This window comes from Nitrospirota bacterium (assembly GCA_040757595.1).
In the GTDB taxonomy this organism is placed as follows: Bacteria; Nitrospirota; Nitrospiria; order Nitrospirales; family Nitrospiraceae; genus JBFLWP01.
Map to the genome: position 1 here is coordinate 1 of JBFLWP010000020.1, position 26,347 is coordinate 26,347.

Annotated in this window: 21 protein-coding genes; 20 read left to right on the top strand and 1 reads right to left on the bottom strand. The window is 63.2% G+C overall.

The features are described 5' to 3' along the window. Positions 1 to 42 precede the first annotated feature (42 nt). The 12 genes from AB1411_15040 (at position 43) to AB1411_15095 (ending at position 16,653) form a co-directional block, all read left to right on the top strand. A complete protein-coding gene (locus AB1411_15040; GenBank protein MEW6544910.1) occupies positions 43 to 1,341 on the top strand; it encodes a c-type cytochrome in 1,299 nt (432 codons plus the stop codon). Positions 1,342 to 1,382: 41 nt separating this feature from the next. Beyond that, positions 1,383 to 2,342, top strand: coding sequence for a cytochrome c (locus AB1411_15045; GenBank protein MEW6544911.1), 960 nt, complete (start codon positions 1,383 to 1,385; stop codon positions 2,340 to 2,342). A gap of 28 nt (positions 2,343 to 2,370) precedes the next feature. Next, a complete protein-coding gene (locus tag AB1411_15050) occupies positions 2,371 to 4,149 on the top strand; it encodes a c-type cytochrome (protein ID MEW6544912.1) in 1,779 nt (592 codons plus the stop codon). Positions 4,150 to 4,241: 92 nt separating this feature from the next. After that, complete coding sequence (locus AB1411_15055; protein MEW6544913.1) at positions 4,242 to 4,880, top strand: molybdenum cofactor guanylyltransferase; 639 nt, start codon at positions 4,242 to 4,244, stop codon at positions 4,878 to 4,880. A 3-nt stretch (positions 4,881 to 4,883) separates the two neighbouring features. Further along, a complete protein-coding gene (locus AB1411_15060; GenBank protein ID MEW6544914.1) occupies positions 4,884 to 5,933 on the top strand; it encodes a glycosyltransferase family 9 protein in 1,050 nt (349 codons plus the stop codon). Between the two features lie 52 nt (positions 5,934 to 5,985). Then, positions 5,986 to 7,743 (top strand): arginine--tRNA ligase, encoded by a 1,758-nt coding sequence (gene argS, locus AB1411_15065; GenBank protein ID MEW6544915.1) that lies wholly within the window; start codon positions 5,986 to 5,988, stop codon positions 7,741 to 7,743. Between the two features lie 36 nt (positions 7,744 to 7,779). Continuing rightward, entirely contained in the window at positions 7,780 to 8,964 is a 1,185-nt protein-coding gene (gene tgt, locus AB1411_15070) for a tRNA guanosine(34) transglycosylase Tgt (protein MEW6544916.1), read from the top strand. Continuing rightward, positions 8,961 to 9,287, top strand: coding sequence for a preprotein translocase subunit YajC (yajC, locus tag AB1411_15075; protein ID MEW6544917.1), 327 nt, complete (start codon positions 8,961 to 8,963; stop codon positions 9,285 to 9,287). Before tgt ends, yajC begins: the two co-directional genes overlap by 4 nt. 34 nt (positions 9,288 to 9,321) lie before the next feature. Continuing rightward, entirely contained in the window at positions 9,322 to 10,965 is a 1,644-nt protein-coding gene (secD, locus tag AB1411_15080) for a protein translocase subunit SecD (GenBank protein ID MEW6544918.1), read from the top strand. A gap of 71 nt (positions 10,966 to 11,036) precedes the next feature. Next, positions 11,037 to 11,954, top strand: a complete 918-nt coding sequence (secF, locus tag AB1411_15085) for a protein translocase subunit SecF (GenBank protein ID MEW6544919.1) — start codon at positions 11,037 to 11,039, stop codon at positions 11,952 to 11,954. Between the two features lie 83 nt (positions 11,955 to 12,037). Then, positions 12,038 to 15,217 carry a PAS domain S-box protein gene (locus tag AB1411_15090; protein ID MEW6544920.1) on the top strand — a complete coding sequence of 1,060 codons (3,180 nt, stop codon included), beginning with the start codon at positions 12,038 to 12,040 and terminating at the stop codon, positions 15,215 to 15,217. Further along, complete coding sequence (locus tag AB1411_15095) at positions 15,214 to 16,653, top strand: sigma-54 dependent transcriptional regulator (protein ID MEW6544921.1); 1,440 nt, start codon at positions 15,214 to 15,216, stop codon at positions 16,651 to 16,653. Before AB1411_15090 ends, AB1411_15095 begins: the two co-directional genes overlap by 4 nt. 3 nt (positions 16,654 to 16,656) lie before the next feature. Here AB1411_15095 and AB1411_15100 read toward each other — a convergent pair whose 3' ends face one another. After that, positions 16,657 to 17,766: a WD40 repeat domain-containing protein gene (locus tag AB1411_15100; GenBank protein MEW6544922.1), complete on the bottom strand. Its 1,110-nt coding sequence runs from the start codon at positions 17,764 to 17,766 to the stop codon at positions 16,657 to 16,659. A 245-nt stretch (positions 17,767 to 18,011) separates the two neighbouring features. On the opposite strand from AB1411_15100, the gene AB1411_15105 reads away from it, so the two are divergent. The 8 genes from AB1411_15105 (at position 18,012) to tatA (ending at position 26,347) form a co-directional block, all read left to right on the top strand. Continuing rightward, positions 18,012 to 19,010 (top strand): hypothetical protein, encoded by a 999-nt coding sequence (locus AB1411_15105; protein ID MEW6544923.1) that lies wholly within the window; start codon positions 18,012 to 18,014, stop codon positions 19,008 to 19,010. A gap of 12 nt (positions 19,011 to 19,022) precedes the next feature. Further along, the gene (locus tag AB1411_15110; protein ID MEW6544924.1) at positions 19,023 to 19,607 is read left to right on the top strand and encodes a 4Fe-4S dicluster domain-containing protein; all 585 of its coding nucleotides are present in this window, start codon (positions 19,023 to 19,025) and stop codon (positions 19,605 to 19,607) included. A gap of 225 nt (positions 19,608 to 19,832) precedes the next feature. Beyond that, positions 19,833 to 20,795 (top strand): molecular chaperone TorD family protein, encoded by a 963-nt coding sequence (locus tag AB1411_15115; GenBank protein ID MEW6544925.1) that lies wholly within the window; start codon positions 19,833 to 19,835, stop codon positions 20,793 to 20,795. Positions 20,796 to 20,946: 151 nt separating this feature from the next. After that, complete coding sequence (locus tag AB1411_15120; GenBank protein ID MEW6544926.1) at positions 20,947 to 21,867, top strand: ethylbenzene dehydrogenase-related protein; 921 nt, start codon at positions 20,947 to 20,949, stop codon at positions 21,865 to 21,867. Positions 21,868 to 22,134: 267 nt separating this feature from the next. Continuing rightward, positions 22,135 to 23,916: a radical SAM protein gene (locus AB1411_15125; protein ID MEW6544927.1), complete on the top strand. Its 1,782-nt coding sequence runs from the start codon at positions 22,135 to 22,137 to the stop codon at positions 23,914 to 23,916. Between the two features lie 137 nt (positions 23,917 to 24,053). Then, positions 24,054 to 25,169 (top strand): hypothetical protein, encoded by a 1,116-nt coding sequence (locus AB1411_15130; GenBank protein ID MEW6544928.1) that lies wholly within the window; start codon positions 24,054 to 24,056, stop codon positions 25,167 to 25,169. Between the two features lie 34 nt (positions 25,170 to 25,203). Then, entirely contained in the window at positions 25,204 to 26,016 is an 813-nt protein-coding gene (locus AB1411_15135; GenBank protein MEW6544929.1) for a tetratricopeptide repeat protein, read from the top strand. A gap of 34 nt (positions 26,017 to 26,050) precedes the next feature. After that, the gene (gene tatA, locus AB1411_15140) at positions 26,051 to 26,347 is read left to right on the top strand and encodes a twin-arginine translocase TatA/TatE family subunit (protein ID MEW6544930.1); all 297 of its coding nucleotides are present in this window, start codon (positions 26,051 to 26,053) and stop codon (positions 26,345 to 26,347) included.

Genomic DNA, 26,347 nt, shown 5'->3' on the forward strand with positions numbered 1-26,347 from the left:
CGCCGCAGCGAGAGGCTGCGGCGCTCCCCAGGAGGGTCTCACGTGGCAGAGTTGTTGACGACAGCGCTTGATCTGGGAATGTGGCCGCTGGCCATTCTTGCCGGCTTTCTCGTGTATTTCATCGCGGTCAAGAAGGATCAGTCGGCGGCTTTTAAGACCTTCATCGGTATCCTCGCCACCATCATGCTGTTCATCGCGATTGCCAACTACAAGATCAACTTCTTTGGCGAATCGAGGCTTTTGCCGGTCTCCTTGGCGATGATCACGGCGCTCGCGTTCATGATGGCGCTGTACTTCTCCAAGATCAGCGCCCTCTTCAAGATCGGCGGGTTCATGTTTCTGGTCGCCGCGGCCCTGTCCGGCTACGGCAACTGGCTGCCGCAGGTGGAGGGCGGGTTCCCTCCCCCGGAGGTGAAGCTGGATTTCGCCTCCATGACGCCCCAGCAGTTGGCCGACGAAGGGGAGAAGATCATCTTCGGCGGTATCGGCCAGAGCACCGTCCAGGGCGCGATCGGCAAGGGGCAGTGCCCCCTCTGCCACGGCTTTCAGAAGGGTTTCCTGAGCGAGCGGGCCCCGAACCTCTTCGGGTTGCCGGATCGGCTCAAGGAGCGGCTGGACGATCCGCGGTACCACAAGGGAAAGCCGGGTGATCGCGATACGGCCCAAAAGGAGGCGTTTCCTGGGTCGGGAACGGCTGAGGCCGGGCAGGAATACATCGCCGAATCGCATGCCTGTCCGAGCTGCTACGTCGTGGCTGGATTCGGGGTGAAGGGGACGAACGACAAGGAGAGCCCGATGCCCCCGATCCACAAGCCGCCGATCTCGTTGAGCTTGCCCGAGTTGGCGGCGGTCGATACGTGGCTCTATGTCCGTGAGGGTAAGGAAGCGCCGTCGTACGAGGAAATCGTCAAATCCTACGAGAAGTTCATCCCCGAGGATCAGCGTCCCAAGCTGCAGGAGGACAAGCCTGCGGCTGCGGGCGGCGGGCTGCTCGCGACGGGCGAGGAGCCGGTGGACCAGATCTTCCAGAAGGCGACCTGCGTGGCCTGCCACACGATCCCCGGGATCGCCGGTGCGGTGGGCACGATCGGGCCGAAGCTGGTCGAGGGGACCAACGCCCCCACCAGGATCAAGGACCCTGCCTACAAGGGCGCAGCGAAGAGCACCAGGGAGTACATCACCGAGTCCGTGATCAACCCCAGCGCCTACGTCGTCAAGGGCTTTCCGGACAACACGATGCCCAAGGAGTTCGGGAAGAAGTTGAGCGCCGGAGCTCTGAACAAGATCGTGGACTACTTGTCCCAGTTGCAGGAGGGCAAGGAGCCGCCGAAGATTTCATAAGGGTTCACAGGAGCTGGCCGCGTAACAAGGAGAGTCGAACGATGACATCCCTGAAGTTAGTCGAAGGTTTCATGCCGATGCAGATGCTGTTCGAGCTGGCTTTCTGCGTCGGTGTGTTCACGCTCATGAGCTACATGCTCAACCGGTCGGGGATGGGCATTCCGCGGTTTTGGCAGGGGATATGCTTCTGGCTCTTCATCATCCTGTACCTCAAGTACAGGATCTATCCGCCGATCCCCTTCAGCGTGCGCGCCATGTACGGCACCGTATCGCTGATCGCCATCTTCATGTGGATGTCCAGCAACGAGGAGGACTGGAAGAAGTTCAAGCAGCCGATCCTGAACGTGATGGACGGGGTCACGCCCCTCCACAAGGCACTCCGGACGGCCTATCTGATCGCGCTTCCGATCATCCTCTGGGGCTTCTCTTACAACTCGTTCCTCCCCAACCTGGACGAGCCCATCGAACTGCGGACCGTCCACCCGGCGCCACCGGCCAGCACGAAGGTGCACGGGAAGACCTACGTGCTCCAGACCTCCTACAACCCGTACCGGGCGAATCTGGAGGGGAAGTTTGACGAGGAGTTCGCCCGCAAGCTCATTACCGAGCAGGACGTCAGCCGGGTCATGCAGGCCAAGCCGGAGGCGAACCCCTGGAATCCCGACGCCCAGGGCTACATCAAGTACGTTCGCGAGGGCGGGGAGATCTTCTTCCAGAACTGCCACTTCTGCCACGGGGACAACCTGAACGGACGCGGGCTCCATGCCTTCGCCTTCAACCCGATTCCGGCCAACTTCACGGACCCGGGAACGCTGGCCCAGTTGCAGGAGACGTTCGTCTTCTGGCGCGTGGCCAAGGGCGGCATCGGCCTCCCGCGCGAGGGATTCCCCTGGGCGTCGGTGATGCCCCCGTGGGAGCAGCACCTGACGACCGACGAGATCTGGAAGGTCATCCTGTTTGAATACTGGCACACCGGTTATTATCCGAGGACGTGGGATTAATCCCATCATCTGGTGAAGGGGTACTCCAATGAGGCATCTTTTGGTTAAGAGCAAGCCGATCCTGATCCTGGTCGCCGCCCTCGGGATCACGATGGTCGCCGGCAGCGCCGGGGTCTCCATCTTCGCCCAGGAGGGCGGGAGCGGGTTGCCGGAAGGCTTTAAGAAGGGGGATTTGGCGCCGCTCCCCTCGGCCGAGTTGATCGAGGCGGGGAAGCGGGTCTATTTCACGAAGTGCGTGTGGTGCCACGGGGTCGACGGAGCGGGCGACGGCCCGGCTGCCGACCGTCTGTGGCCGCGCCCGAGGAACTTCAACCAGGGCACGTTCAAGATCCGGCACACGGCCAGCGGCGAGCTGCCGCTGTTCGACGCCAAGAAGCCGGTCCCCGGCCAGAACGACCTGTTCGAGACCGTGACGCACGGGTTGCCGGGATCGGCCATGCCGCCGTGGGACGGCATCCTGACCGAGGAGCAGCGTCTGCAGGTGCTCTCCTTCGTGACGACCCAGTTGGTCAAGGACCGGAAGTTTGACGACAAGGAGACTGAAACCCAGACCGTGCTCCAGCTCGAGAGCATCAAGCCGATCCCGACGAGCAAGGAGAGCATCGAGAAGGGTGCCCAGCTCGTCGTGGACAAGAAGTGCATCGAGTGCCACGGCGTCGAGGGGCGGGGCGATGGGAACGCCTTCAACCTGAAGGACGACTGGGGCTTCCCGATCCAGCCGGCCGACTGGCACAAGTGCTGGAACTTCCGCGGCAGCCGGCGCGATCCCTACAACGTCAAGAACATCTTCCGGACGTTCTCGACGGGGATCAACGGGACGCCGATGCCGTCGTTCGCGGACAACACGACGGTCGAGGAGCGGTGGCACATCGCCAACTTCGTCAACTCGCTCTGCGAGCGGAAGATGGACGGCGAGCCGCTGGAGATCGACCCCCTCACGGACAAGCCGAAGATCAACTTCGTCGTCCGGTCCGGCCCTGTTGAGGGCGACATTTCCGACGATCCGGAGAACGAGATGTGGACGAAGCGGGAGCGCCGGTACGTGGCGCTGGGCGGCCAGATCACCCACAAGCCGAGGAACTTCGTCAACCGAATCGACGACCTGTGGGTCCGGTCCCTGTACAACGACAAGGAGATCGTCTTCCTCTTCCAGTGGGACGATCGGAGCAAGAGCGTAGCCCAGGCGCCGCCGGCCTGGCAGCCGACCGAGGTCAACCTGGACGCCTACGGGGTCCAGGAGCAGGCGCCGAAGACCGGCGAGCCTGATTCCATCGCGGCCAAGCAGAACAAGTTCACGGTGTACAACGACGCTCTGGCGATCCAGTTCCCGATCAAGTGGCAGGAGTTGCCGCCGCCCGAGAAGCCGCGCTACCTCTGGGGCGACGAGAAGTACAACGTGGACATCGTCAAGTGGGAGGCGGACGGGTCGCTCCGGGCCTTCAAGGGCACCGGCTGGGACCAGGACTTCGAGGATCGCGACGACTACAACGAGAAGATCAAAGTCATGAAGGCCGAGTGGAAGGACGGGCGGTGGTCGGTCATGATCAAGCGCCCGATCAAGGCGGACTACGACGAGGACACCCAGTTCGAGATGGGCAAGTACATCCCGACGGTGTTCTTCGTGTGGGACGGCCACAACGGCGACGTGGGCCGGAAGATGGCGGTCTCGGCGTTCTACTATACGATCCTGGAGCCACCGATTCCCAAGGAAACCTACATCTACCCGACCCTGATTGCCGTCGGTGTGGTGATCCTGGAGGGGTGGGTGCTGACTCGGCGGAAGAACAAGAAGTTGGGCAAGATTTAATCCTTTTGCTTTAGGAGCGACAGGGAGAGGGGGTGGGGCAGCCCACCCCCTTTTTTTATCCCCCGGTTCGTACAGGGGGAGACCGGAGAACCGTGGACCAGCCCATCGCCGATGTCACTGGAGTCCTGCTGGCCGGGGGCAAGAGCCGCCGTATGGGGGAAGACAAGCGCTTTCTGACGTTGGCGGGGCAGACTCTCCTGGAACGAGCCCTGTCGGTGCTGGAGGGGCTCTTCACGGAAGTGCTCGTGGTCGTGGGCCAGCCCGAACCTAGACTGGCTGGGCTCCGCCACCCTGTGGTGGCCGATCTGATCCCCGGTTGCGCGACCCTTGGGGGGCTCTACACCGGCCTGTCGGAGGCGAGCCACCAGAGGATCTTTGCGGCGGCCTGCGACATGCCGTTTCTGAACCCGGCCGTGATCCGGCTGATGGCCCAGCTCGACCGGACTTCCGACGTGGTCATGGCACGGCTGGCGAACGGATTGCAGCCGATGCACGCCTTCTATTCCAAGGCCTGTCTGCCGTATCTCCGTGAGATGCTCAACGTTGGCAACCTGACGGTCCAGGATCTCTGCCGGCAGCCGGCACTTTCGGTCCGGCTCCTGTCCGAAGAGGAACTCCGACAGGCCGATCCCCAGCTCTTATCCTTCATGAATGTCAACGCCCCCGCCGACCTGGAGTTTGCACGGAAGCTGCTCGCCGGGCGGCAACTGGGCCCGGCTCGCGAGGGGTGAGCCATGCGGCCAAGGGGCTTGATCATCCATCCAGGCGCGACCGGCGACGTGCTCTTGTCGCTGCCGGCCATCAGGAGCCTGCGGGCTTCATTCCCCGATTGCGAGTTTGGGCTCTTGGCCGGATCGGAGGTCGGGCGGCTTCTCCTGGAGTGCTCCGAGATCGAACGGCTCTTCCCCATCGAAAGCGGAGCGTTGGCCGGTCTCTTGGCCGGGGCGGAGGCCGTAAGTGAGGCCCTTCGGACCTGGCTCACCCAGTGCCACCTGGCTGTCTGTTGGATGGCCGATCCCGAAAGCCGGCTGGCCCAGACCCTTCTGGATATACGAGTGCGATCCATGGTCGTCCGTTCACCCAGTTCGCCTGGGCTTGTGGCTGTCCGCCAGTCGGACCGGTTTCTGGAAACGGTCCAGAGGCTCGTGCCCTCCGCTGCAGCCGAGAAGCCCTTACGTCCGCCGCGGCACGTGCTTGAGAACGGGAGGGAACAGTTGTCGGCCGTGAGCGGGCGAGGGGATCGCGTCTGCGTGGTCGTCCACCCGGGAAGCGGCAGCCCCCACAAGTGCACGGCCCCGGCGCTGCTGGCCCGCGCGGTGGACTGGCTGGAAGAGATCGGCCTGGCGCCGATCCTGGTCCAAGGCCCGGCCGATGAGCAACGGGTAGCGGAGGTCGTCCGCTTCTGCGTGAGGTCCCCGGCGACCGTGCGGGGGCTGGGGCTCCTGGAGGTTGCCGGGTTCCTCGCCCATGCGCGCCTCTATATCGGCCATGACTCGGGGCTGACCCACTTGGCCGCCTTGCTCGGCCTCCCGACGATCGCCCTGTTCGGTCCCACCGACGCGGGACGGTGGGCTCCCCGCGGTCCCCTGACGCAAGTGCTTACCGGGGGCCCCTGCTCCTGCCGGGGTTGGGAGGCAGTCCGGCGCTGTGGAGGAAAACCCTGCCTGCAGGTCGCTGTCGGATCGTTGATCCAGGCTTGTCAGAACGTCCTGGCTACGCAGGAGACCCGATCTGAGGGGCCAGACCGCGCGATTCCTTCCCTTGTCAGACCCGGTGGGGTGTGATAGAGTGCGCCCTTGCTCTTTCATTGGAAAAATGAGGACTTCGGAGCGCCCTGTGTCCCGTGACCCCGTTCAGGATACGGTCATTGAGGCCTTGCAGGATGCGTTGCAGCGGGCCAAGAAGAAGGGGCAGTTGCGGATCGAGCCGTTTCCGGCTGTGACCCTGGACCTTCCCAAGCGACCAGAGTGGGGAGACCTGGCTTCCACACTGGCCATGACCCTGGCCTCTTCCGAGCAGCGTTCGCCCCAGGACATCGCGCAAATCATCCTGGAGAACATCCCCCGGCGCGAGGCGATCTTCGAGCGGGTCGAGATCGCCTACCCGGGTTTCCTCAACATGACCGTCAAGCGGGACCTCTGGCTGGAGGTTCTGAACGAGATCGAGGAGCAGGGACTGGCCTATGGGCGGAACGATTTCGGCCAAGGGAGGCGGATCTTGGTGGAATATGTCAGCGCCAACCCCACCGGCCCGTTGCATGTCGGCCATGGGCGCGGGGCGGCAGTGGGTCAGGCGATCGCGCATCTCCTCGCCGCCGCAGGCTATGACGTCGTCCAGGAGTATTACATCAACGATGCGGGGCGACAGATGAAGCTCTTGGGCGCCTCCGTCTACACCCGCTACCGGGAGTTGCACGGCAGGTCTGTTCCTTTTCCCGAAGACGGGTATCAGGGCGCCTACATAGAAACGGTGGCGGCGAAGGTTCAGGAGCAGCTCGGCTCGAGCCTGTTGGAGATGCCCGCTGAACAGGCGGAGGAGCGATGCCGGGACCTGGCGTATCGCGAGCTGCTGGAAGCGATTCAACAGGACCTCCGGTCGTTCGGCATCGAGTTCGACTCCTGGCAGAGCGAAGCGGCCCTGCTGGCGTCCGGGGCCGTGGAGCAGGTGCTCGACGATCTCGGCAAGAAGGGGCTCCTGTTCGAGCAGGACGGGGCCCTCTGGTTCCGCTCATCGGCCTACGGGGATGAAAAGGATCGGGTGGTCCGGAAGAAAGAAGGGGAGTACACCTACCTGGCTTCGGACGTGGCCTATCACCGGGACAAGCTGTTGCGGGGGTACGACCTGCTCATCGACATCTGGGGTGCGGACCACCACGGCTACATCCCGAGAATGCAAGCGGTGGTACAGGCTTACGGGCATCCCAAGGAGCGCCTCCGGGTCGTCCTCGTCCAGATGGTGAACCTCCTGAGGGGCGGGCGCAAGGTCGAGATGTCCAAGCGGGCTGGGGAGTTCGTCACCCTGCGCGAGGTCGTCGAGGAAGTCGGGGCCGACGCCGCGAAGTTCTTTTTCCTGATGCGGCGGTCGGACACGCACCTGGATTTCGATTTGGAGCTGGCCAAGCAGCAGTCCGCCGAGAACCCGGTCTACTACGTCCAGTACGCCCACGCGCGCATCGCGAGCCTCTTCCGAGTCGCCCAAGAGCGGGGCATCCGCGTGCCCAGACCGGCCGAGGCCAAGCTGGAATTGCTGGCCGACCCCGACGAGCTGGCGGTCATCCGGAAGCTGGCCGCCTATCCTTCCGTGGTCCGTGCGAGCGCCCTGGCCCTGGAGCCCCACCGGGTGACCTTTTACCTGCAGGAGCTGGCCGCGCTGCTCCACACGTTCTACTACAAGCACCGGATCCTGCCGCCGGCGGCGGACGTGGATGCGGCGAGCGCCGAACGGTTCGTCAAGGCCGGGACCGTCTCGAAACGGTCTGGCGAGCAGGTCACGCCAAGCCTGACCGCCGCGCGGCTGGCGTTGATGCGCGAAGCCCAGCAGGTGTTCCGGAACGGGTTGGGCCTCCTGGGAATCACCGCGCCGGAGCGTATGTAACGGTCCGTCGCTCAACGGACCCTCGCGAGGGGGAGAGTGGAATTCGTCGTACACAAGACCGATTTCAACGGGGCGGCTCGTCTGGGGCTCCTGCGGACCGTGCACGGGGAAATCGAGACCCCGGCCTTCATGCCGGTGGGGTCCCTGGGAGCCGTCAAAGGGATCGATCCCAGCGATCTTCTGGCGTTGGGCTTCCGGCTGATCCTGAACAACGCCTATCATCTGTACCTCCGTCCAGGGCACGAGGTGATTGCCGGGCTCGGCGGATTGCACGCCTTCACCTCCTGGCCCGGGGCCATCCTGACCGACAGCGGGGGGTTTCAGGTCTTCAGCCTGGCCAGGCTGTGCCGGGTGACCGACGAGGGAGTCACGTTCCAGTCGCACCTCGACGGATCCCTGCACCACATCACTCCGGAGAAAGCCATCGAAGTTCAGGAGGCTCTGGGCGCCGACATCGTCATGGCCTTCGACGAGTGCGTCGCGCTGCCCGCTGCGCCCGGACGGATCGAGGAGGCGGCGCGCCGGACGAGCCAATGGGCCCGCCGGTGCCAGGACGTCCGGCGCCGGACGGACCAGGCGCTGTTCGGCATCGTGCAGGGCGGCCACGATCCGGAGCTGAGGGTCAGGGCGGCGCGCGACATCGTGTCGCTCGGCTTCGACGGATATGCGGTAGGCGGCTTGTCGGTCGGAGAGGAGAAGCCGGTCATGCACCGGGTGCTGGAGGCGACCGTGCCGGAGCTGCCGTCTGCGCGGCCACGCTACCTGATGGGGGTCGGCATGCCGGAGGACCTCGTGGAGGGGGTGGCGCGGGGCATCGACCTCTTCGACTGTGTGGTGCCGACCAGGCACGGGCGGACCGGCTGGCTGTTCACCTCCTTTGGGCGCGTGCTCATCAAGAACGCGAAGTATGCGCGGGACGAGCAACCGATCGATCCCCGGTGCCGGTGCCCGGTCTGCGCGAAGTACTCGCGGGCCTATCTGCACCACCTGTTCGCAGTCAAGGAGATGCTGGGGGCCAGGCTCAACACGGTCCACAACCTCTCCTATTTTGCCGGGTTGATGCGTGCGATCCGATCGGCTATCGCGACCGGGGCGTTCTCGACGTTCAGGCGCGAGTTTTACGCGCAGCGTGAAGGGGCCGGCGCGCAGGCCGGGGACTTTCCCGAGGAGGTGGTCGCCGGGACTGCCGCGCCGGAGGCACAGGTGGAGGGACGGGCATGAGGGGACTGGCGGCTGTGGCGTGGGCGCAGGGAGCTCAAGGGAACGGCGGGACGGGCGGAGCGCTCCTGTCGCTCGTGCCGTTCGCGTTGATCTTCGTCATCTTCTACTTCTTGCTGATCCTGCCGCAGCAGAAGCGGCAAAAGAAGCTCAAGGCGATGCTGGAGGCGCTGAAGAAGGGCGACAAAGTCGTGACGACGGGGGGAATCTGGGGGACCGTCGCGAACCTCGGCAAGGAGACGGTGACGCTCCAGATCGCCGACAATACCAAGATCAAGGTGCAGCGAGAGGCCATCGCCCGGCTCAGGGCCGAAGGCGAAGAGTAGGACAAGATTCGCTCGTTGAACGGTTGAGGTGCTGATGAAGAAAGTCGGTGGACGGTTTGCCCTGCTGGGTCTGGTCGTGGTTCTGTCGGTCGCTTTTTTCCTTCCTTCCTACCCGGGTCTGTACCAGTCCCTGCCGGGCTGGCTGAAGAACGTGCTGCCTCACAAGGGGATCACGCTCGGACTGGACCTGCAGGGCGGCATTCACCTCGTCCTGGAAGTGGAGGAGGAGCGGGCGGTCGAGATCGCAGTTGATCGTTCCGTGAACGCGATCCAGGATCAACTGGTCGAGAAGAAGATCCCGGTCGAGTCGGTGAAGCGGACTGGCCCAGCCCAGGTCACGCTGACCTTTCAGAAGACCGAGCTCAAGCCGGACATCCAGAAGGTCCTGGAGGACTTCCCGACCTTTTTCGAGGAGGAAAAGGCCGGGACCGCCAACAGCCTGCGTTACGAGCTGCGGGAGGGCGAGATCAAGCGCATCAAGGACTCGGCCATCAACCAGGCGCTGGAGACGATCCGGAACCGGATCGACCAGTTCGGCGTTGCCGAGCCGTTGATCCAGCGGCAGGGGCTCAAGCAGATCGTCGTGCAGCTGCCCGGCATCACGGAGCCCAAACGGGCCAAGAGCCTGATCAAGGAGACGGCGCTGCTGGAGTTCAAGATGCTGGACGAGTCCAGCAAGCTGGCGATGGAGCTGCCCCAGCGGATTCCGAAGGGCAAGGAAGAGGAGGTCCTCAAGCAGTTCGCCGGGCAGGTGCCGGAGGGGGACGAGATCCTCTTCGAGAAGGTGGTCGAGAAGGACACCGGCCGTGAGTGGCGGATGCCCTACCTGGTCAAGAGGCGGGTGATGCTGGCCGGAGACGTGTTGAGCGACGCCCGGGTCGCGATCGGCCAGTTCAACGAGCCCTACGTCTCCGTGACCTTCGACGGCAAGGGCGCCCGGGAGTTCGAGCGGATCACGGCGGAGAACGTGAAGAAGCGCATGGCCATCGTGCTCGACAACACGATCTACTCCGCCCCGGTCATCCAGGAGCGGATCAGCGGCGGACGGGCGCAGATCTCCGGCACCTTTACCACCCAGGAGGCCAACGACCTGGCGATCGTCCTGCGGGCCGGGGCGCTGCCGGCCCCGCTCAAGATCATCCAGGACCTGACGGTCGGCCCCTCGCTCGGGCGGGACTCGATCGAGAAGGGGGTCCGATCCACCATCTTCGCCGGGGCGCTGGTGGTGCTGTTCATGATGGTCTATTACCGGCTCTCCGGCGTGATCGCCGACGGCGCCCTGGCCTTGAACCTCATCTGCCTGATCGGCTCGCTGGCGGCCTTGAATGCAACCCTGACGCTGCCGGGTATTGCGGGGATCATCCTCACGATCGGGATGGGGGTGGACTCGAACGTGCTGATCTTCGAGCGGATCCGCGAAGAGCTCCGACAGGGGAAGCCGGTCCGTCTGGCCATTGACGGAGGATACGACAAGGCGCTGCTGACGATCATCGACTCGCACGTGACGACGCTGATCACCGGCCTGGCCCTGTTTCTCTTCGGGACCGGGCCGATCAAGGGGTTTGCGGTGACCCTGTGCCTCGGCATCGCGATCAACCTCTTCACCGCGCTGGTCGGCACCAAGGTGGTGTTCGATACGATCAACCAACGCAGGAAAGTGGAGCGGCTGAGCATCTGAGGGGAAGCCGTCGGCGGTCGGCTTCGAGCCCTGGTCGAAGGCTGAGAGCCGACGGTTCAATGGGAGCAGCCATGCTGGAGATTCTCGGAAAGACCAACATTGACTTCATGGGAAAGCGACACCTTGCCTTTGTCTTCTCCGGCGTGCTGATGGCGCTGGGCGTGCTGGCGGTGGTGCAGATTGGCCGCGGGGCCGCGAATCTGGGCATCGATTTCGCCGGCGGCACCGCCGTCCAGCTCAAGTTTGACCAGCCGATCCGGATCGACGCGGCGCGGAAGGCGCTGGAGAGCCACGGGTTGGCCCACGCGGAGCTGCAGGAGTTCGTGGAGGAGAACAAGCTCCTGATCCGGGTCAAGGCGGCGACCACGATCGAGGAAAAGGTCGCCGACCGGGTCGTCTCCGTCTTCGGCGCGGAGTTTCCCACCAACCGGTTCGTGGTGGACGCATCCACGGAGATCGGGCCGACGATCGGGAAGAAGCTCCAGGAAGACGCGATGATCGCGGTCCTGATCTCGTTCGCCGGGATCATCCTTTATATCGCTGCCCGCTTCGAATTCCGGTTCGGGGTGGCCGCGGCGATCGCCACCTTCCACGACGTGCTGGCCGTGCTCGGCGCCTTTTACGTCCTGGACAAGGAAATCACGTTGCTGGTCGTCACGGCCCTGTTGACCCTGGCCGGCTATTCCCTGACCGACACCGTGGTGGTGTTCGACCGGATCAGGGAAAACCTGAAAGTCCGCCGCCGGGACGAAATCGCGACCGTGATCAACAACGGCATCAATCAGGTGTTGAGCCGGACGATCGTCACCAGCCTCACGGTCGTCCTCGTGTTGATCCCCTTGACGCTGGCCGGAGGGGAGGTGCTGCACGATTTCTCGCTGGCCCTGCTCTGGGGCGTGATCGTCGGGACCTACTCATCGGTCTTCGTGGCCAGCCCCTGCCTCCTCATTTGGCCGGGCGGGCAAGGGCGGCTGCTCGGGCGGAGCTGAACGGGAAGGGTGTTACCGATTCTTGACATTGCGGGAAAATCGAATGAAAATGACATGTTGGGCGAGAACGCGACGTTACCGATATGAAACTCTGGAGTCGGCTCCCCAGTCTCCAGCATAAGATCATCACGGCCATCGTGATGGTCGGCCTCCTGCCCCTGACCCTTTCCCTGGTCATCACCTACATCGAGGAACGCCGGGCTCTGCAGGACACGATCGGCGCCAACTTCCGCGAGATCGCCGTGGAGGCGGCCCGTCGGGTCGAGATGCAGCTCACCCGCGGGCTCAACGAAGCCCAGCAACTGGCCGCCACGCCCTTCCTCCGCACCGCGGTCACGGAAGCGAACCGGAGCTACGTCGGCAAGGGGGAGGCCAGCATCGAGTCCATGATCAAGGACTGGCAGCAGCGCTGGCGGGTACGGGAGCATCGGAGCGAATTTCCTTTCTTCATCAACCGGATCGTCACCAACTACCTGATCCGGTGGCACGACATCCGACGGTCCGACTACGTGGGCATCTTCGTGACCGACGACCGGGGAGCCCTGGTCGTCAGCTCGATTCCCCAGGTGGAATATTATTACGGCAAGAGTGTCTGGTGGCAGGCGGTCTTTAACGGCGGGAAAGGGCAGATCTACGTCGGCGACATCTATTTCGATCCTTCCTTCGGCACGCACGTCCTGAACGTCTCGGTTCCGATCCTGGACGAGGAACAACGGACGGCGATTGGGGCCGTCACGATCCTGCTGCGGCGCGACACGCTCTTCCGCTCGATCTCGGAGGTCGCGGTTGGAGCCACCGGGCACGCCATGTTGATGAGCTCGGACGGCACGCCACTGATCTGCCCGGTCCTGTCGCCGGAAGAACATTCCGTGACGTCCGCCCTGATGGACCAGGTCGTGCGCCAGGAGGCCGGCTGGGTCGTGGCCTTGGACGATTCCCACGGCGGCCGGAACTCGATCGTCGGGTTCGCTCCGATCCGCCTCAGCGACGACCTGGCTCCGGGCAGCCTGGACGGGAAGCGGTGGTTGACCCTGGTCCGGCAGAACCCGGAGGAGACCTACGCCCCGCTGAGACAGTTGCTGGCCAAAGTCGTCGCTTACGGGGTCGTCGTCTTCGCCGTTCTCCTGGGAACCGGCGCGCTGGTCTCCAGACGGATCGTCAGGCCGGTCCTGGCACTCCAGGAGGGCGTGCAGCGGATCGGGAGCGGGAGCCTCGACCACCGGTTGACGCTCAGGACCGGCGACGAGGTCGAACAGTTGGCCGAGGCGTTCAACCGCATGGCGGTCAACCTGAGGCAATCCTTCGGGCAGCTCGAACAGCGGATGTCGGACATCCGCCGGTTGGAGGAGAAATACCGGGATCTGGTCGAGAACTCGCCGGAGATGATCCACCAGATCGACAAGGCGGGCCGGTTCGTTCACGTCAACAAGACCGAGTTGGAGAAACTCGGCTACACCCTCGACGAAATGATGGAGATGCATCTCTGGGACATCGTGCCTAGGGGGAGGGAGCCCGAGATCCTGACGTATCTGGAGCGGTTGATGTCGGAGGGGCGAAGCACGATCGAAACGGTCTTCCTGACTCGGGACGGCCGGCCGATCGACGTGGAGATCCACTCGACCGCGCTGTTCGACACGGAGAGCGGGGGGCTGGTCTACTCGCGGGCCTTCGTGCGCGACGTCACGCAACGCAAGGTCCTGGAGCAGAAGCTGCAGCGCTACACGATCCAGCTCGAGCAGGATGTCGCCGATCGGACCCAGCAGCTGTCCCATTCCCAGAGGCGGTACAAGGCCCTCTTCGACCTGGCGGCGGACTCGGTGCTCATGGTTGCGCCGGACGGCTCCGTCACCGCGGTCAACAAGCGGGAGGAGCGGGTCCTCGGTTATGCTGAACCGGAGATCGTGGGGCAGAAGTTCCTGAACCTGGTGCCGTCCTGGCATCAGGCGGCCACGGCCGGGTTGCTGCAGCAGATCGTTCAGGGCGCGCAACAGGTCCCCACCCAGGAGATCGAGGTGGTCAGCCGTTCGGGAAAATCCCTGCCGGTCGAGATGGACCTGATCCGGATCGAAGAGGGTGCGTCCATGTCCGTGATGGTGCAGCTCAGGGACATCACGGAGCGCAAGCGTCTGGAGCAGCAACTGCAGGAATACAGCGAGGCGCTGGAAGTCAAGGTGCGGGAGCGGACCAGGGAGATCGAGGAGACCAAGACTTATCTGGAAAACCTCCTGGAGAACGCCAACGACGTCATTTACACGCTGGACACGGAGCAGCGGTTCACCTACGTCAACAGCAAGGTGGAGGCCTGGGGCTACCACAAGGAGGACCTGATCGGCCGGCCCTACCTGTCGCTCCTGTCCAAGCGACACCGGGGCCGCCGGCTCAAGAGTTCGCTCGACATCGGGACCAAGCAGGTCTACGAGGTCGAGGTCGTGAGGCGGACGGGCGAGCCGCGGGCCGTCATGGTCAGCGTGTCCCCGTTGCGGGATGCGGAAGGGCACATTCAGGGCATCCTCGGGATCGCCCGCGACATCACGGAGACGAAAAAACTGGAGCAGCAGATCCGGAACACGGAGAAACTGGCGTCCGTCGGCAAACTGGCCGCCGGCGTCGCTCACGAGATCAACAACCCGCTGGGCGGCATCCTGAACTGCCTCTACAACCTGCGCCGGGGCACCCTGTCGCCGGCGCGTCAGGAGGAGTACCTGGTTTCCATGGAGGACGGGATCCGGCGCGTGCAGAAAATCGTGCGGCAATTGCTGGACTTCTCCCAGCAGCACGACCCCGAACTTTCCGCCACCGACATCAACGCGGTGGTGGAGCGGGTCTTGGTGCTGACGAATCACGCGCTGGTCGCCAGCCAGATCCGCCTGGAGAAGCACCTGCAGCCGGGCCTGCCGCCCCTCCTGGTCGACCGGCACATGATGGAACAGGTGCTGATGAACCTTCTCCTGAACGCGATCCAATCCATCAGGGCCGGCGGGGTGATCACGATCCGGACGAAGCTGGCGGACGAAGCCTGCCTCATCGAGGTGCAGGACACCGGCTGCGGTATTCCTTCCCAGTACTTGTCCCGCATCTTCGATCCCTTCTTCACGACCAAGGGTGTCGGGGAAGGGACGGGGCTGGGGCTGTCCGTGAGCCTGGGCATCGTGGAGCGGCACGGAGGGCGGATTCTCGTGGAGAGCGAAGTCGGGAAGGGCACGCTCTTCACGGTGTCTCTCCCCCTCATGCAGGTCGGAGCCGTTGCGGGGAGGCAGGCATGAAGGCCCCGTCCGTGCTGATCGTTGACGACGAGCCGCTGATGAGGCTCTCGATGCTGGACGCGCTCCGGGAAGTCGGCTACGAGGTGCGCGCGGCGGCGACCGGACACGAGGGGCATGACCTGCTCAGCAAGGAAACCTTTGACATCGTGATCACCGATCTGCGCCTGCCCGGCTCGGACGGGCTCGACCTGCTGCAGACCTGCAAACAACGCTCGCCGCGCACGGAAGTCATCGTGATCACGGCACACGGATCCGTGGAGACCGCCATCGAGGCGATGAAGCTCGGGGCGTACGACTACATTACGAAGCCCTTCTCGATGGATGAACTGCTGCTGATCGTGGATCGGGTGTCGAAGGTGCTCGCGCTCCGGCAGGAGAACCTCTCGCTCCGGGAGGAGCTCGAGGGAAAGTTCAGTTTCCAGGGGATCTTGGGCAAGAGCGACCTCATGCGGCAGATCGTGGAGAGGGTCAAGACGGTGGCCGCGTCGGACGCGCCGGTGCTGATCATCGGGGAGAGCGGGACCGGCAAGGAGCTGGTGGCCAACGCGGTCCATCGCCACAGCCAGCGTCGGGACCACGCCCTGATCAAAGTGAGCTGCGCCGATCTGCCGGAGTCCGTGCTGGAGGCAGAGCTGTTCGGGCACGAGAAGGGGGCCTTCACGGGGGCGACCCGGCAGAAGCGCGGCCGCTTCGAGTTGGCTCACCGGGGCACCCTGTTCCTGGACGAGATCGGCGCGCTGCCGCCGATCGCGCAGGACAAGTTCACGCGCTTCCTGAAGGAGCGGCGGTTCGAGCGGATGGGCGGAACGCACCAGGTGGAGGTGGACGTCCGCCTGGTCTGCGCGACGAGCCGCGATCTCAAGAAGGCCGTGGAGGAGGGGCGTTTTCGCGAGGACCTCTGCGCCTGCCTGAGCGCCGTCTCCGTGACCCTCCCGCCCTTGCGGGAGCGGAAAGACGACGCGCTGGTCATCGGCGAGCACCTCCTGCAGCAGCGGGCCTCCCGGCTCAACAAGGCCTTCAAGGGCTTTTCGCCGGCTTCGCAGGAACTCCTGCTCCGGTATTCGTTCCCCGGCAACGTGCGCGAGCTGGAGACCCTGATGGACCGGGCCGCCATGTTGGGCCGGCAGAACGAAGAGGTCCAGCCCTGGGACCTCTGCGGGTTCTCGACCTGCCCCTATTTGGGCGGGGCGCCGCAGGACGGCTGCGGGTTCTGCCGGGAGGGGCTTACGGGCGGGCACGCCAAGGGACCCCAGATCGATTCCCTGTCGGCGGCGCGGGAACAGTTCGAGCGGGACTACATTTTATCGGCGCTCGAACGGGTGCAGGGAAGCCGGACCGCGGCAGCCAAGCTCCTGGGGCTTTCGCGGAAAGCATTGTGGGAGAAGTGCAAACGCTATCACATCACCTACGAGGGCCGCGAGCCAGAGGAGGAGTGAGGATCACGCGGTCGGTTCGGACCCGCCCTCCCACAGCTTGACGGTACGATCCCAAGAAGCGCTGGCCAACTGCAGCCCATCCGGCGAGAACGTCACGCAGCGGACCGCGCCCGCGTGCCCCCGCAACGTCCGGAAGTGGCGTCCCGTCGCGATGTCCCACAGCTTGATCGTCTGGTCGTCGCTCGCGCTGACGAGCACCTTGCCGTCCGGGGAGACGGCCAGGGAGCGGACCCAGCCGGCGTGCCCTTTCAGGGTGCGCAACTCGTTCACCTGCGGCATCTCGAAGAACTTGATCGTGCAGTCGCGACTGCCGGTGATCAGGAGCTTGCCGTCGGGCGTGAACGCCATGGCTCCGATCCAGTAGGACATCGGGCGCTGGAATCCGCCTTCGTCCTCGACGAAGTAGCCGCGGGCTTCCGTCGTGTCCTCGTCCGCCGCCTCCTGCCAGTGCCCGTTGTGGACCACTTTCTCTTCTCCGCTGGGGAGGACTTCCCAGACGCGGATCTTCCCGATGTCCGATCCGCTGGCAAGGTGGACGCCGTCCGGGGAAAAAGCCACGACCGGCGACCAGTGATGGTCGTACTGGTCCTTGCCGAGCAGGGTCATCAGCTCGGTGCCCGTCGTGACCTCCCAAATCTTGATGTCTTTGTTGTGGCTGCCCCGGGCCAGCATGAGCCCGTCGGGCGAGAGGGACAGGCTGCAGACGTTGTGGTCGTAGCGGGTGAAGAGCAGCTTGAGCGGCTCGCCGGTCTTGGGATTCCACAGGCGGATCGTCCGGTCTTCGCTGCCCGTACACAGGATCTGGCCGTCGGGCGTGAACAGGGCCGCGCGGATGTCCAGGGTGTGGCCGCGCAAGGATCGGAGAAGCCGGCCGGTCTCGATGTCCCAAATCCGCACCAGCCGATCCTGGCCGCCGCTGGCCAGCGTGAGCCTGTCCGGCGCATACGCGACGGTCCAGACTCCCTGCGAATGGCCCCGGAAGGTCTTGGTCTCCCTGGTGCCGGCCTTCCAGTACTCGAGCAGATCGACCGCCGGCTGTGAAACGGCGTCTTCGCGTCCCGCCGACTCCGTGCGGATGGCGGTTGGGGCGTTGGGAGTGACGGGGTCAACCATGATCGGTGAAGCCTCCTGACCTTCTATCGCGGACCCTTCGGGCGGGCCGCGGCATTTACAAACTACCGAGCCGCCGACTATAATTTCAGCCGTGGCCCGTGCCGGACGAATCTTAAGAGATGGTCCGAAAGCAAGTCAAGCTTCCCATTTATAAGCCATGATCGGCCCCATGCCCATGATTCCCTTCTGATCCAGGACCTGTCGCAATCCTGGCGCACCCGCAGGACACAAGGAGACACACGTTCATGGAGATCAGGTTTCAGCCAGCCCTTCTGCAGGAAGTGGTCGACTCCTTCATCGAGAAGACCGAGCGGGAGGGGGATCCGACCTACTACAAGGAGTTCCACGAGCTCGCCGATCCGATTTACGAGCGGTTTGCGCTGGACGATCGCGAACCGGAGTTCAAGAAGCTCTACCAGTACCTGTTCGGCTCGTGGGGGTTCTCCGACATCATTCGCGATGCGTTCGACGAATTTCCCCTGCTCAAAGAGAAGATCGGCATCGTCCTGATCAAGGGTGTCCTCAAGGAGGATCAAGAGGGTGTCGATATCCTGCGGAAGTGGGGATCGGTGGAGCAGGAACTGGCCAAGCAGTTCGAGGAGAAGGGCCTCAAGGGCGTCGGGATCAAGCTGATTCCGCGGCGGTTTTACGATCCGGCGTTGACCCGCTACTGCCGTCACGAGCTCAGCCACATTGCCGACATGTTGGATCCGAGCTTCGGGTACGATCCCGATACCAAGGTGGGGCAGAATCCCGGCGAGGAGACGTTGATTCTGCAGCGGTATCGGGTGCTCTGGTGCCTCAACATCGACAGCCGTCTGATCCGGAACGACAAGGAACCCATGCTGGGTCGGGAGGACCGGTTCAAGGAGTTCCGCTCCTGGTATCGAAAGATTCCCCCGGGCCAGTTGAAGTCGGTGTTCGAAGGGCTCTGGCAGGCGGACATGCTGACGCATTCGGAGCTCGTGGAAATGGCGACGGACACCCTGCGCGTTATGGACCGGGCGGTGGACGTGGAGGGCGGGGAGGTCCCGGAGGTTCTGAACAAGGTCATGCTGATGCCGGGATTCCCCTGTCCGCTCTGCCGGTTCCCCACGTATTCGTGGGTCGAGGACATGGAACATAAGGTGGAAAAGCACGTGCTCGACTTCATCCGCGAAAACCACCCGGGCTGGGAGCCGGAGTTCGGAGCCTGCGACCGCTGCGTGGAGGTCTACAAGCTCAGGGCGGACGGAGTCATGTAGCCGCGGAGACGTATGGGCACGGATCCTCGATACGGGCGCCGGCAGTTTCTCAAGGACTCGGCGCTCTCGTTCGCAAAAACCGCTCGCGAGTACGTGAAGCACCGGGATGCGCCGCCGGAGCCGCCGCCTCCGGCTCCCAGGGCCGACTGGCTCAGGCCGCCGGGGGCGGTGGAAGAAGCCCTGTTCCTGGAGCGGTGCACGAAGTGCGGGGACTGTGTTGACGCCTGCCCTTACGGCAGCATCACGCTGCAGGCCGGCTCCCCGGTGATCTTTGCGGATCGGATGCCCTGCCACCTGTGCGAGGACTTTCCCTGCATCGCCGCCTGCGCGACCGAAGCCCTGCTGCCGGCGGCGGGCAAGGAAGAGGTGGCGATGGGACGTGCCGTCGTGTCCCATCGGGATTGCACGGCGGGACAGGGCTGCCACGCCTGCGTGTCTCGCTGCCCGACCGGGGCCCTTGCGATGGATTTCCAATCCTTCCGGCTGCTCGTCGCGGAGGCGCGGTGCGTGGGATGCGGGATCTGCGAGCAGACCTGCAAGACCGTCAACGACAAGATCGCCATTAAGGTGACGCCGGCCCGGCTGCTGAGGATCTGAGAGAGGCGCTCGGGAGTCAGCGCGGGCGGGAACAGGCTGAGTGCCACAAGTCGTTAGATTAACTGAAGAATCAGGCGTTTTTCCGGGGTGGAGTTCAGGCTTGACTTCGCCTGTCGCTTTGCCTATGATACGCGAACTTACGCCGAAAAGCTTCATGGCTTCGGACGCCGGATCACTGGACTTAGCACGTGCCCGCGTCCTGGCTGCGAGCGTAGGAGGGGAGTGATGAACACGAAGGAGACTCAGCGGAGGGTGCCTGAACCGGCCGTGTTGTCTGCTGGCGCTCCCGCCCTCAAAGATTCACCGGCCGTCGAACGCGCACTGGGCCGGAGCAAGATCTATCTGCTGATTTCCTGGAGCATGCTGTATCCGGAGGACGACGAATTCTTGGACTATCTGCAGAGCGGAGAGTTCGTGGAAGACGGGCGCTCCGCGATCGAGAGTCTGGGCCGGGCGCTGGATGCCACCGGGGGAGAACGTGCCAGGGCCAAGCTGGCGACCCTGGCGAAGGGGTTCGATCAAATCGAGAGTTGGGTTTCCACCGAATGCGTGAACTGGCAATTGAGCGACCTGCAGGCTGAGCACCGCCGGGTGTTCAGCAACGTGATCACCCTCGACTGCCCCCCCTACGAAACCCTCTTCGGTAACGACCACGTCTTCGGCCAGGCCCACACGATGGGCGACATCGCCGGGTTCTACCGGGCTTTCGGGGTCGAGCTATCCAAGGACATCCACGAGCGCATGGACCACCTGAGCGTCGAGCTGGAGTTCATGCACTTCCTGGCCTACAAGGAATCCTACGCCCGATGTCACGACGGGACCGAGAAGACTCAGATCGTCGTGGATGCCCAGAAGAAGTTCGTGAAGGATCACATCGGCCGATGGGTGCCGCTGTTTGCCAGAATGCTGGTCAAGAAGGCGGACTCCGGCTTCTTCCGGTATATGGCAGATTTCGCGTCCGACTGGATCGATTTCGAAGTGGCGTATCTCGGGGTGAACCCGCAGCCCTATTCGGAAGCCGATTACCGGCCGGCCACGTTCAACGCGCCGGAGGGACAAACCTACGAATGTGGCGCGCAGGATCAGGGAAACGAGCTGAACATGTTGTTGAACGAGGTCGGCGCGCAGTCCTTCCTTGACAAGGAAAAGAAGGAGAAGGAAGAGTCAGGGCCGGTTGGCACCGCGTAGCGGTGGAGATCTCATTCGTCATTAACCATGCTCAGGGAGGGACGAGAGGCTTGGAGTCGTTGTTCGGTGTGTCGTCCAGCAGTCTTTAATCATTTTAATCAGAGGAGGGCATATTGATATGAGAGTGGTGCAGACACGCAACAGGAGGCTGGTGTTTGGCATTCTTCTCTCGGCGCTCGTCGTGGGTGTGATGCTGACGCTGGGGCAGGTGCCGCTCGCCGTGAGCCAGCCGGTGACCATCCCGGTCAAGGCGATCAAGGGGCCGATCCCGATGGACGGGGCCAACCCGGTTTGGGAAGGCGTGCCAGGCGTGGTCGTTCCCCTCAGCGGTCAGACGATCACGACCCCGATGCATCCGAACATCTCCGTCAAGTTCGTCTTCGTCAAGGCGGTGACGAACGGAAAGGAGGTTGGATTCCGGCTGGACTGGGCGGACCAGACCATGAACAACACGACGATCGGTCCGCAGGATTTCCGCGATCAGGCGGCGATCCAGTTCCCGGTCAACACCGAAGGCGCGCCGCCGTTCCAGTGCATGGGGCAGTCCGGTGGGACGGTCAACATCTGGCGCTGGAATGCGGAGTGGCAGAAGGATCTCGGCAAGGACAGCGCGGGGATCTGGGACGTGGACGATCAGTACCCGGGCATCTTCTGGGACTACTATTTTGAAGAGCCAGCCGGCGGCGTGACCTATCCGGACCGGATCGGTCGCAGCCTCGGGCCCTTCAACCCCGGGATCTGGTCGGGGAACATCATGTCCGACCCGACGCTGCGGATCAGCTCGGTTGAGGACCTGAACGCCAACGGGTTCAGCACGTTGACCACCCAGGCGCATCAGGACGTCATCGGCAACGGGCTGTGGGAGCCGGCCGGTTCGATCAAGGGCGGCTGCTGCACGGGCCCGACCTGGCGCATCGTTGTGAAGCGCACGCTGACCACCGGCGACTCCAACGACGTGCAGTTCAAGGCCGGTGCGTCCGTTCCCGTGGCCTTCGCCGTGTGGGATGGCTCCAACGTCGAACGGAACGGGATGAAGGGGATCTCGACCTGGTATACGCTGAAGCTGCCGTGAGGTTGAGGCCCTTCGCGAAGGGGCGCTAAGCCAAAACGTCAGGTGATTCTTGAGCCCCGAATCATCGGCCGGAAACTCCGGCAGGGTGGTTCGGGGCTCTTTTATTGGAGGGCTTTTCTTAACGCCGTTCCGGACACATATTCGATCTATAACTCCTTGTTCTGATTGGTCAAAGCATCGACATGGTCGCGGTTGCATTTGGCTGATCGGCGGGTGTATAACCAAGCCAAGTTTGGGACGAGAAAGGTAACCTGAGCAGGGGTTCCTGTGAACGTCTTATTGCTGTTCCCGCCGACCTGGCACCCGTCGCAACCCTATCTGAGCCTGCCCTCCCTGACCGGGTTTTTGGCGCAAGCCGGGGTCAGGAACGTGAGACAGAGGGACCTGGGCATCGAGATCCTCGACGCGGTCCTGACGCGGCCGTACGGTCGGGAGGTCTATGGGCGGCTCGTGGACAAGGTCAAGCAGCTCGAGCGGGGTCGGACCGGAGAGACCGGCCCGTCCAGCGCGGAACACTATGCCAAGCTCGTCGAATCGATCGAGCGCTTCCCCTACCTCATTGACGAGATCGAGCCAGCCAAGGAGGCCCTCCGCGGGGAGGCCTTCTATGATCTGGAGCGGTACCGGGAGAGTCTGTTCCTGATCGACAAGTGGTTGGAGTTGGTCTCAACGCTCTATTTCCCGACCCGTATGACCGTCGTGGACAACCAGTTCAGCACCTACTCGATCTATTCGTCCAAGGACCTGCAGAAAGCGATACGAGACGAAGAGCAGAATCCCTACGTGTCCCTGATCCGCGACCGGTTCCTCCAGTCCATCCTGGCCGATCGGCCGGATTTCGTGGGCGTCTCGATCACCGCCACCTCCCAGATCATCCCCGGTCTGACCCTCTGTCGCCTGATCAAGGAAGCGAATCCCGGTCTCCATCTGACGATCGGCGGGAGCATCTTTACGAGGCTCGTCGACAACCTCCGTCGCTGCCCGTCGCTCTTCGAATTGACCGACGACTTCGTCGTCTTCGAAGGGGAAACCGCGCTGCTCGAATTGCTCAACCAACTGGAAGGCAAGCGGGAATTCGGAAAGGTGCCGAACCTTATCTACCAGCAGAACGGGAAGATCACGGTCAACCAGCCGTTCTACTCCGAGAACATCAACGCTCTACCGGCTCCCAACTACGACGGGTTCCCGCTCGATCTGTACCTGGCGCCGGAAACCGTCCTCCCGGTTCAGTTTTCCAGAGGGTGCTACTACAAGGATTGCGCCTTCTGCGCGCTGACTCTGGACCACCAGAACTTCAGGCAGAAGGACCCAGGCAAGACCGTCGACGAGCTGCAGTGGCTGTCGGAACGGTATGAGACTCCCTATTTTTTCTTCACGGACGAATGCCTGGCCCTGTCGCCGACCAAGCGCCTCTGTCAGCAGTTACTGGATCGCAACCTGAACTTCCAGTGGACCGCGGAGATGCGGTTCGAGAAGAATCTGACGCGCGATCTGCTTGCGCTGATGCGAGACGCCGGATGCCTCAAGATCGTCTTTGGCCTCGAGTCCTTCAACCAGCGGGTGATGGATTTCATGAAGAAAGGCATCACCCAAGCAAGCGTCCGACGGATCACCGAAGACTGTCTGGATCTTGGAGTCGCCATCCACTGTTACATTATTGCGGGTTTCCCGACCGAGACGGAAGAAGAAGCTCTCGAGACGATGAATTTCGTCGTCCAGAACGAGCGGCTGCACTCTTCCTACGGTTTTTCCTGCCAGCCGTGCCTCTTTGATTTGGAGAAGGAGGCTCCCATCATGAGCGATCCGGGCGGCTACGGGATTCGGCGCATCATGAGGCCGGCCTCGGAAGATTTGAGTCTGGGTTTCTTCTATGAGGTTCAGGAAGGCATGACGCCCGAACAGGCCGAACGAGTGTATCAGCAGATCTACGGGAAGATCAGCGAAGTCGTCTGCGAGCTGCCTTTCAACTATTCGATGGCCGACGGCTTGCTCTACATCGCGCGTGCGAAGTCCCAGGCTCGGCGGATTCCGCAGCCGGCTGCCTCCTGATTCGTGCGAACAGACAGGGTAGGTAGATTCATCCAGTTGTAGAGAATCTGGCCCTGCAACGAGTTGACGCTGTCGGAGGCTTCTCGCTATAATTCGCGCAGGTGCGCAGGTCATGAGACGAAGGGGTTGTCCGGGTCATGGGGAACGGAGCGGTGTTGGAGAAAGGAGAGCGGGTTGAAGAGCAGGGGATGCTCTTCGAGGTCACGGTCAAGCTCGTAGTTTTGGCGGCGTTTCTCGAACTCATTCTCTATCGCCTCGTCTCGCGTCTGGGCATGCACCTGAGCAAGGTGGCCCAGAAGTACGAGGCCGTTCGGATCACCTTCAGAACCCTTTCATCTCTCGGCTTCGCCCTTCTCAATTTCGTCTCGCTGTTGCTCTTCCTGGCTCTCTTCCTGGCGCTGGTCAACAAAAGTCGTGGGGTCGGGGGGGGACGGTATGATGCGCTGGCGATTCCGTCCGTGTCCCTCCTGGCCGTGCTGACGGTCGCGCTTCTGATCTTCCCCCCCGCGATGGCGGGCTCCGTCGTCTACAACCTCGTGTTTTTCACGGTCCTGGTCGTGCTGGGGGCCGAGTATTGGCTCACACATCAGTCTTGGGCGCAGCGGAGCATGCTGCTCTCCTTCGCGCTTGGCGTCACGGGCTGGCTGTACTTTCAGACGGTCTCGACCGTATACGGGCTCTTCAAGCTGGCCGGCGTGCCCCCGCTCGTGCACGAGGTCAATCGGGCCGGTGAAGCGTTGCTGGTTCTGGCAAGCGTGCTGGTTTTTCTGAGCTACGGGAGCACGCCGCTCTGGACGAGTAACCGGCGGCAGCGGCGTCGCGCCGCGATATTCGCGCTGGTGGGGGGCGTCGCGTTCGTCACGCTCCTGTTTCTGGATTATGTCTTGGGCCTCTATGATCCGGCCGTGGCCGAGGCAGTCCGGAAAGGCGGCGAGGGCATCGGGTGGATCTTCCAGATGGGGATGGGCTACACCTTCTACCTGCCGTTCGCGTTCTATGTGGCCGGGCTGCTATGCTGGAGCTACAGCGTCATCAAGCTGATGACGATCGGGCGGTTGGCTGGATTCGGCTTGGCTTTGATGTTTATCGCGGGTTATGCGTTGCAGCTCTCCCACCTGAACCTGATGGTCGTCCTGGGCTTGATGCTGCTGAATCTCGACAAGCGGCGGGTCGCGATCCCGGCCGGAACGCGCACGGAAGACGCGCTGCTGGAGGCCCGCCAGGCCGGAGCGCTGGTCGGCGGCCGGACATAACACCACACCACAAATTATTGGCAAGGTATCAATCATGAGTGAGCAGGATCCCTCGCAGGTCTCGGAGCCCGGCGGAGCCACGGTCGAGCAGCCAGAACAACCGCTGACCCCGGACGAGGAAATTGCGGAGCTCGAGAAACTGCTGGCCAGCGAACCCGACGATTTCCAGGCCCGTTGCAGGCTGGGTGAGCTCTATTTCAGCAAGGGGCGACTGGATGACGCCCTGACCGAGGTCAAAAAGTCCATCGAAATGGCTGAAGCCCTCCGCATCGAGATGAACCGGTCGCTGGCCATGTATTATTCGAATTTGGGCACCATCTACGCGACCAAGAACATGCCCGACGAGGCCGAAGCCGAGTTCAAGAAAGCCCTCGATGTCCATGCGGACGACGTCCTCGCCCTCTTCAACCTCGGCCGTCTCTGCAACGACAAGCGGCGCTTCATGGAGGCCAAGACCCATTTCGAGCGGCTCGTAGAAGTGACGCCTGAAGACCCGATCGCGTGGTACAACCTCGCCAATGTTTACGTGGAGCTGGATAACCCGGCCGTGTCCGATTACAACACGATCGACATGGCCACGCAGTGCTACCTTCGGACCTTGGAGTTGGACCCCAAGCACCTGGAGGCCAGCTTCAAGCTCATGGACATCGCGGTCAACCACGGCAAGACCGATCTGGCCATCAAGGTCATGGAGGACGCCCTGGAACACAACCCGGACGAACCGCTCGTCTACTACAATCTGATCAGCGCCTACGAGAAGAGCCGGATGTTCGAGCAGGCAGAGGAAGCGAGGCAGAAATTGAAGGATCGCTTCGCCAAGCGGGCCAAGGAGTCCGGAAAGACGTAAGCGGTTCGTTTACGAGGAAGGAGCGCACCACATCATGTTTGGAAGCATCGGATTCACGGAGTTGATTCTGATTTTGGTCATTGTCCTGATCATCTTCGGCGCCGGCAAGCTCCCTCAGCTCGGTGAAGGGCTGGGCAAGGCCATCAAGGGGTTCAAGAAATCGGTTCACGAGGCGGACCAGATCGAAGCGGACGCGCAGGCGCAGGTGGCGGCCCAGACGCAGCAGGGCCAGATTCCGGCCCAGGGGGGCCAGTCGGCCGCTGTGCCGCCTGCTGAGACCGCCGCCCCGGCGACCGCCGAGCAACCGGCTGCGCAGCCACCGAAGGCGTAG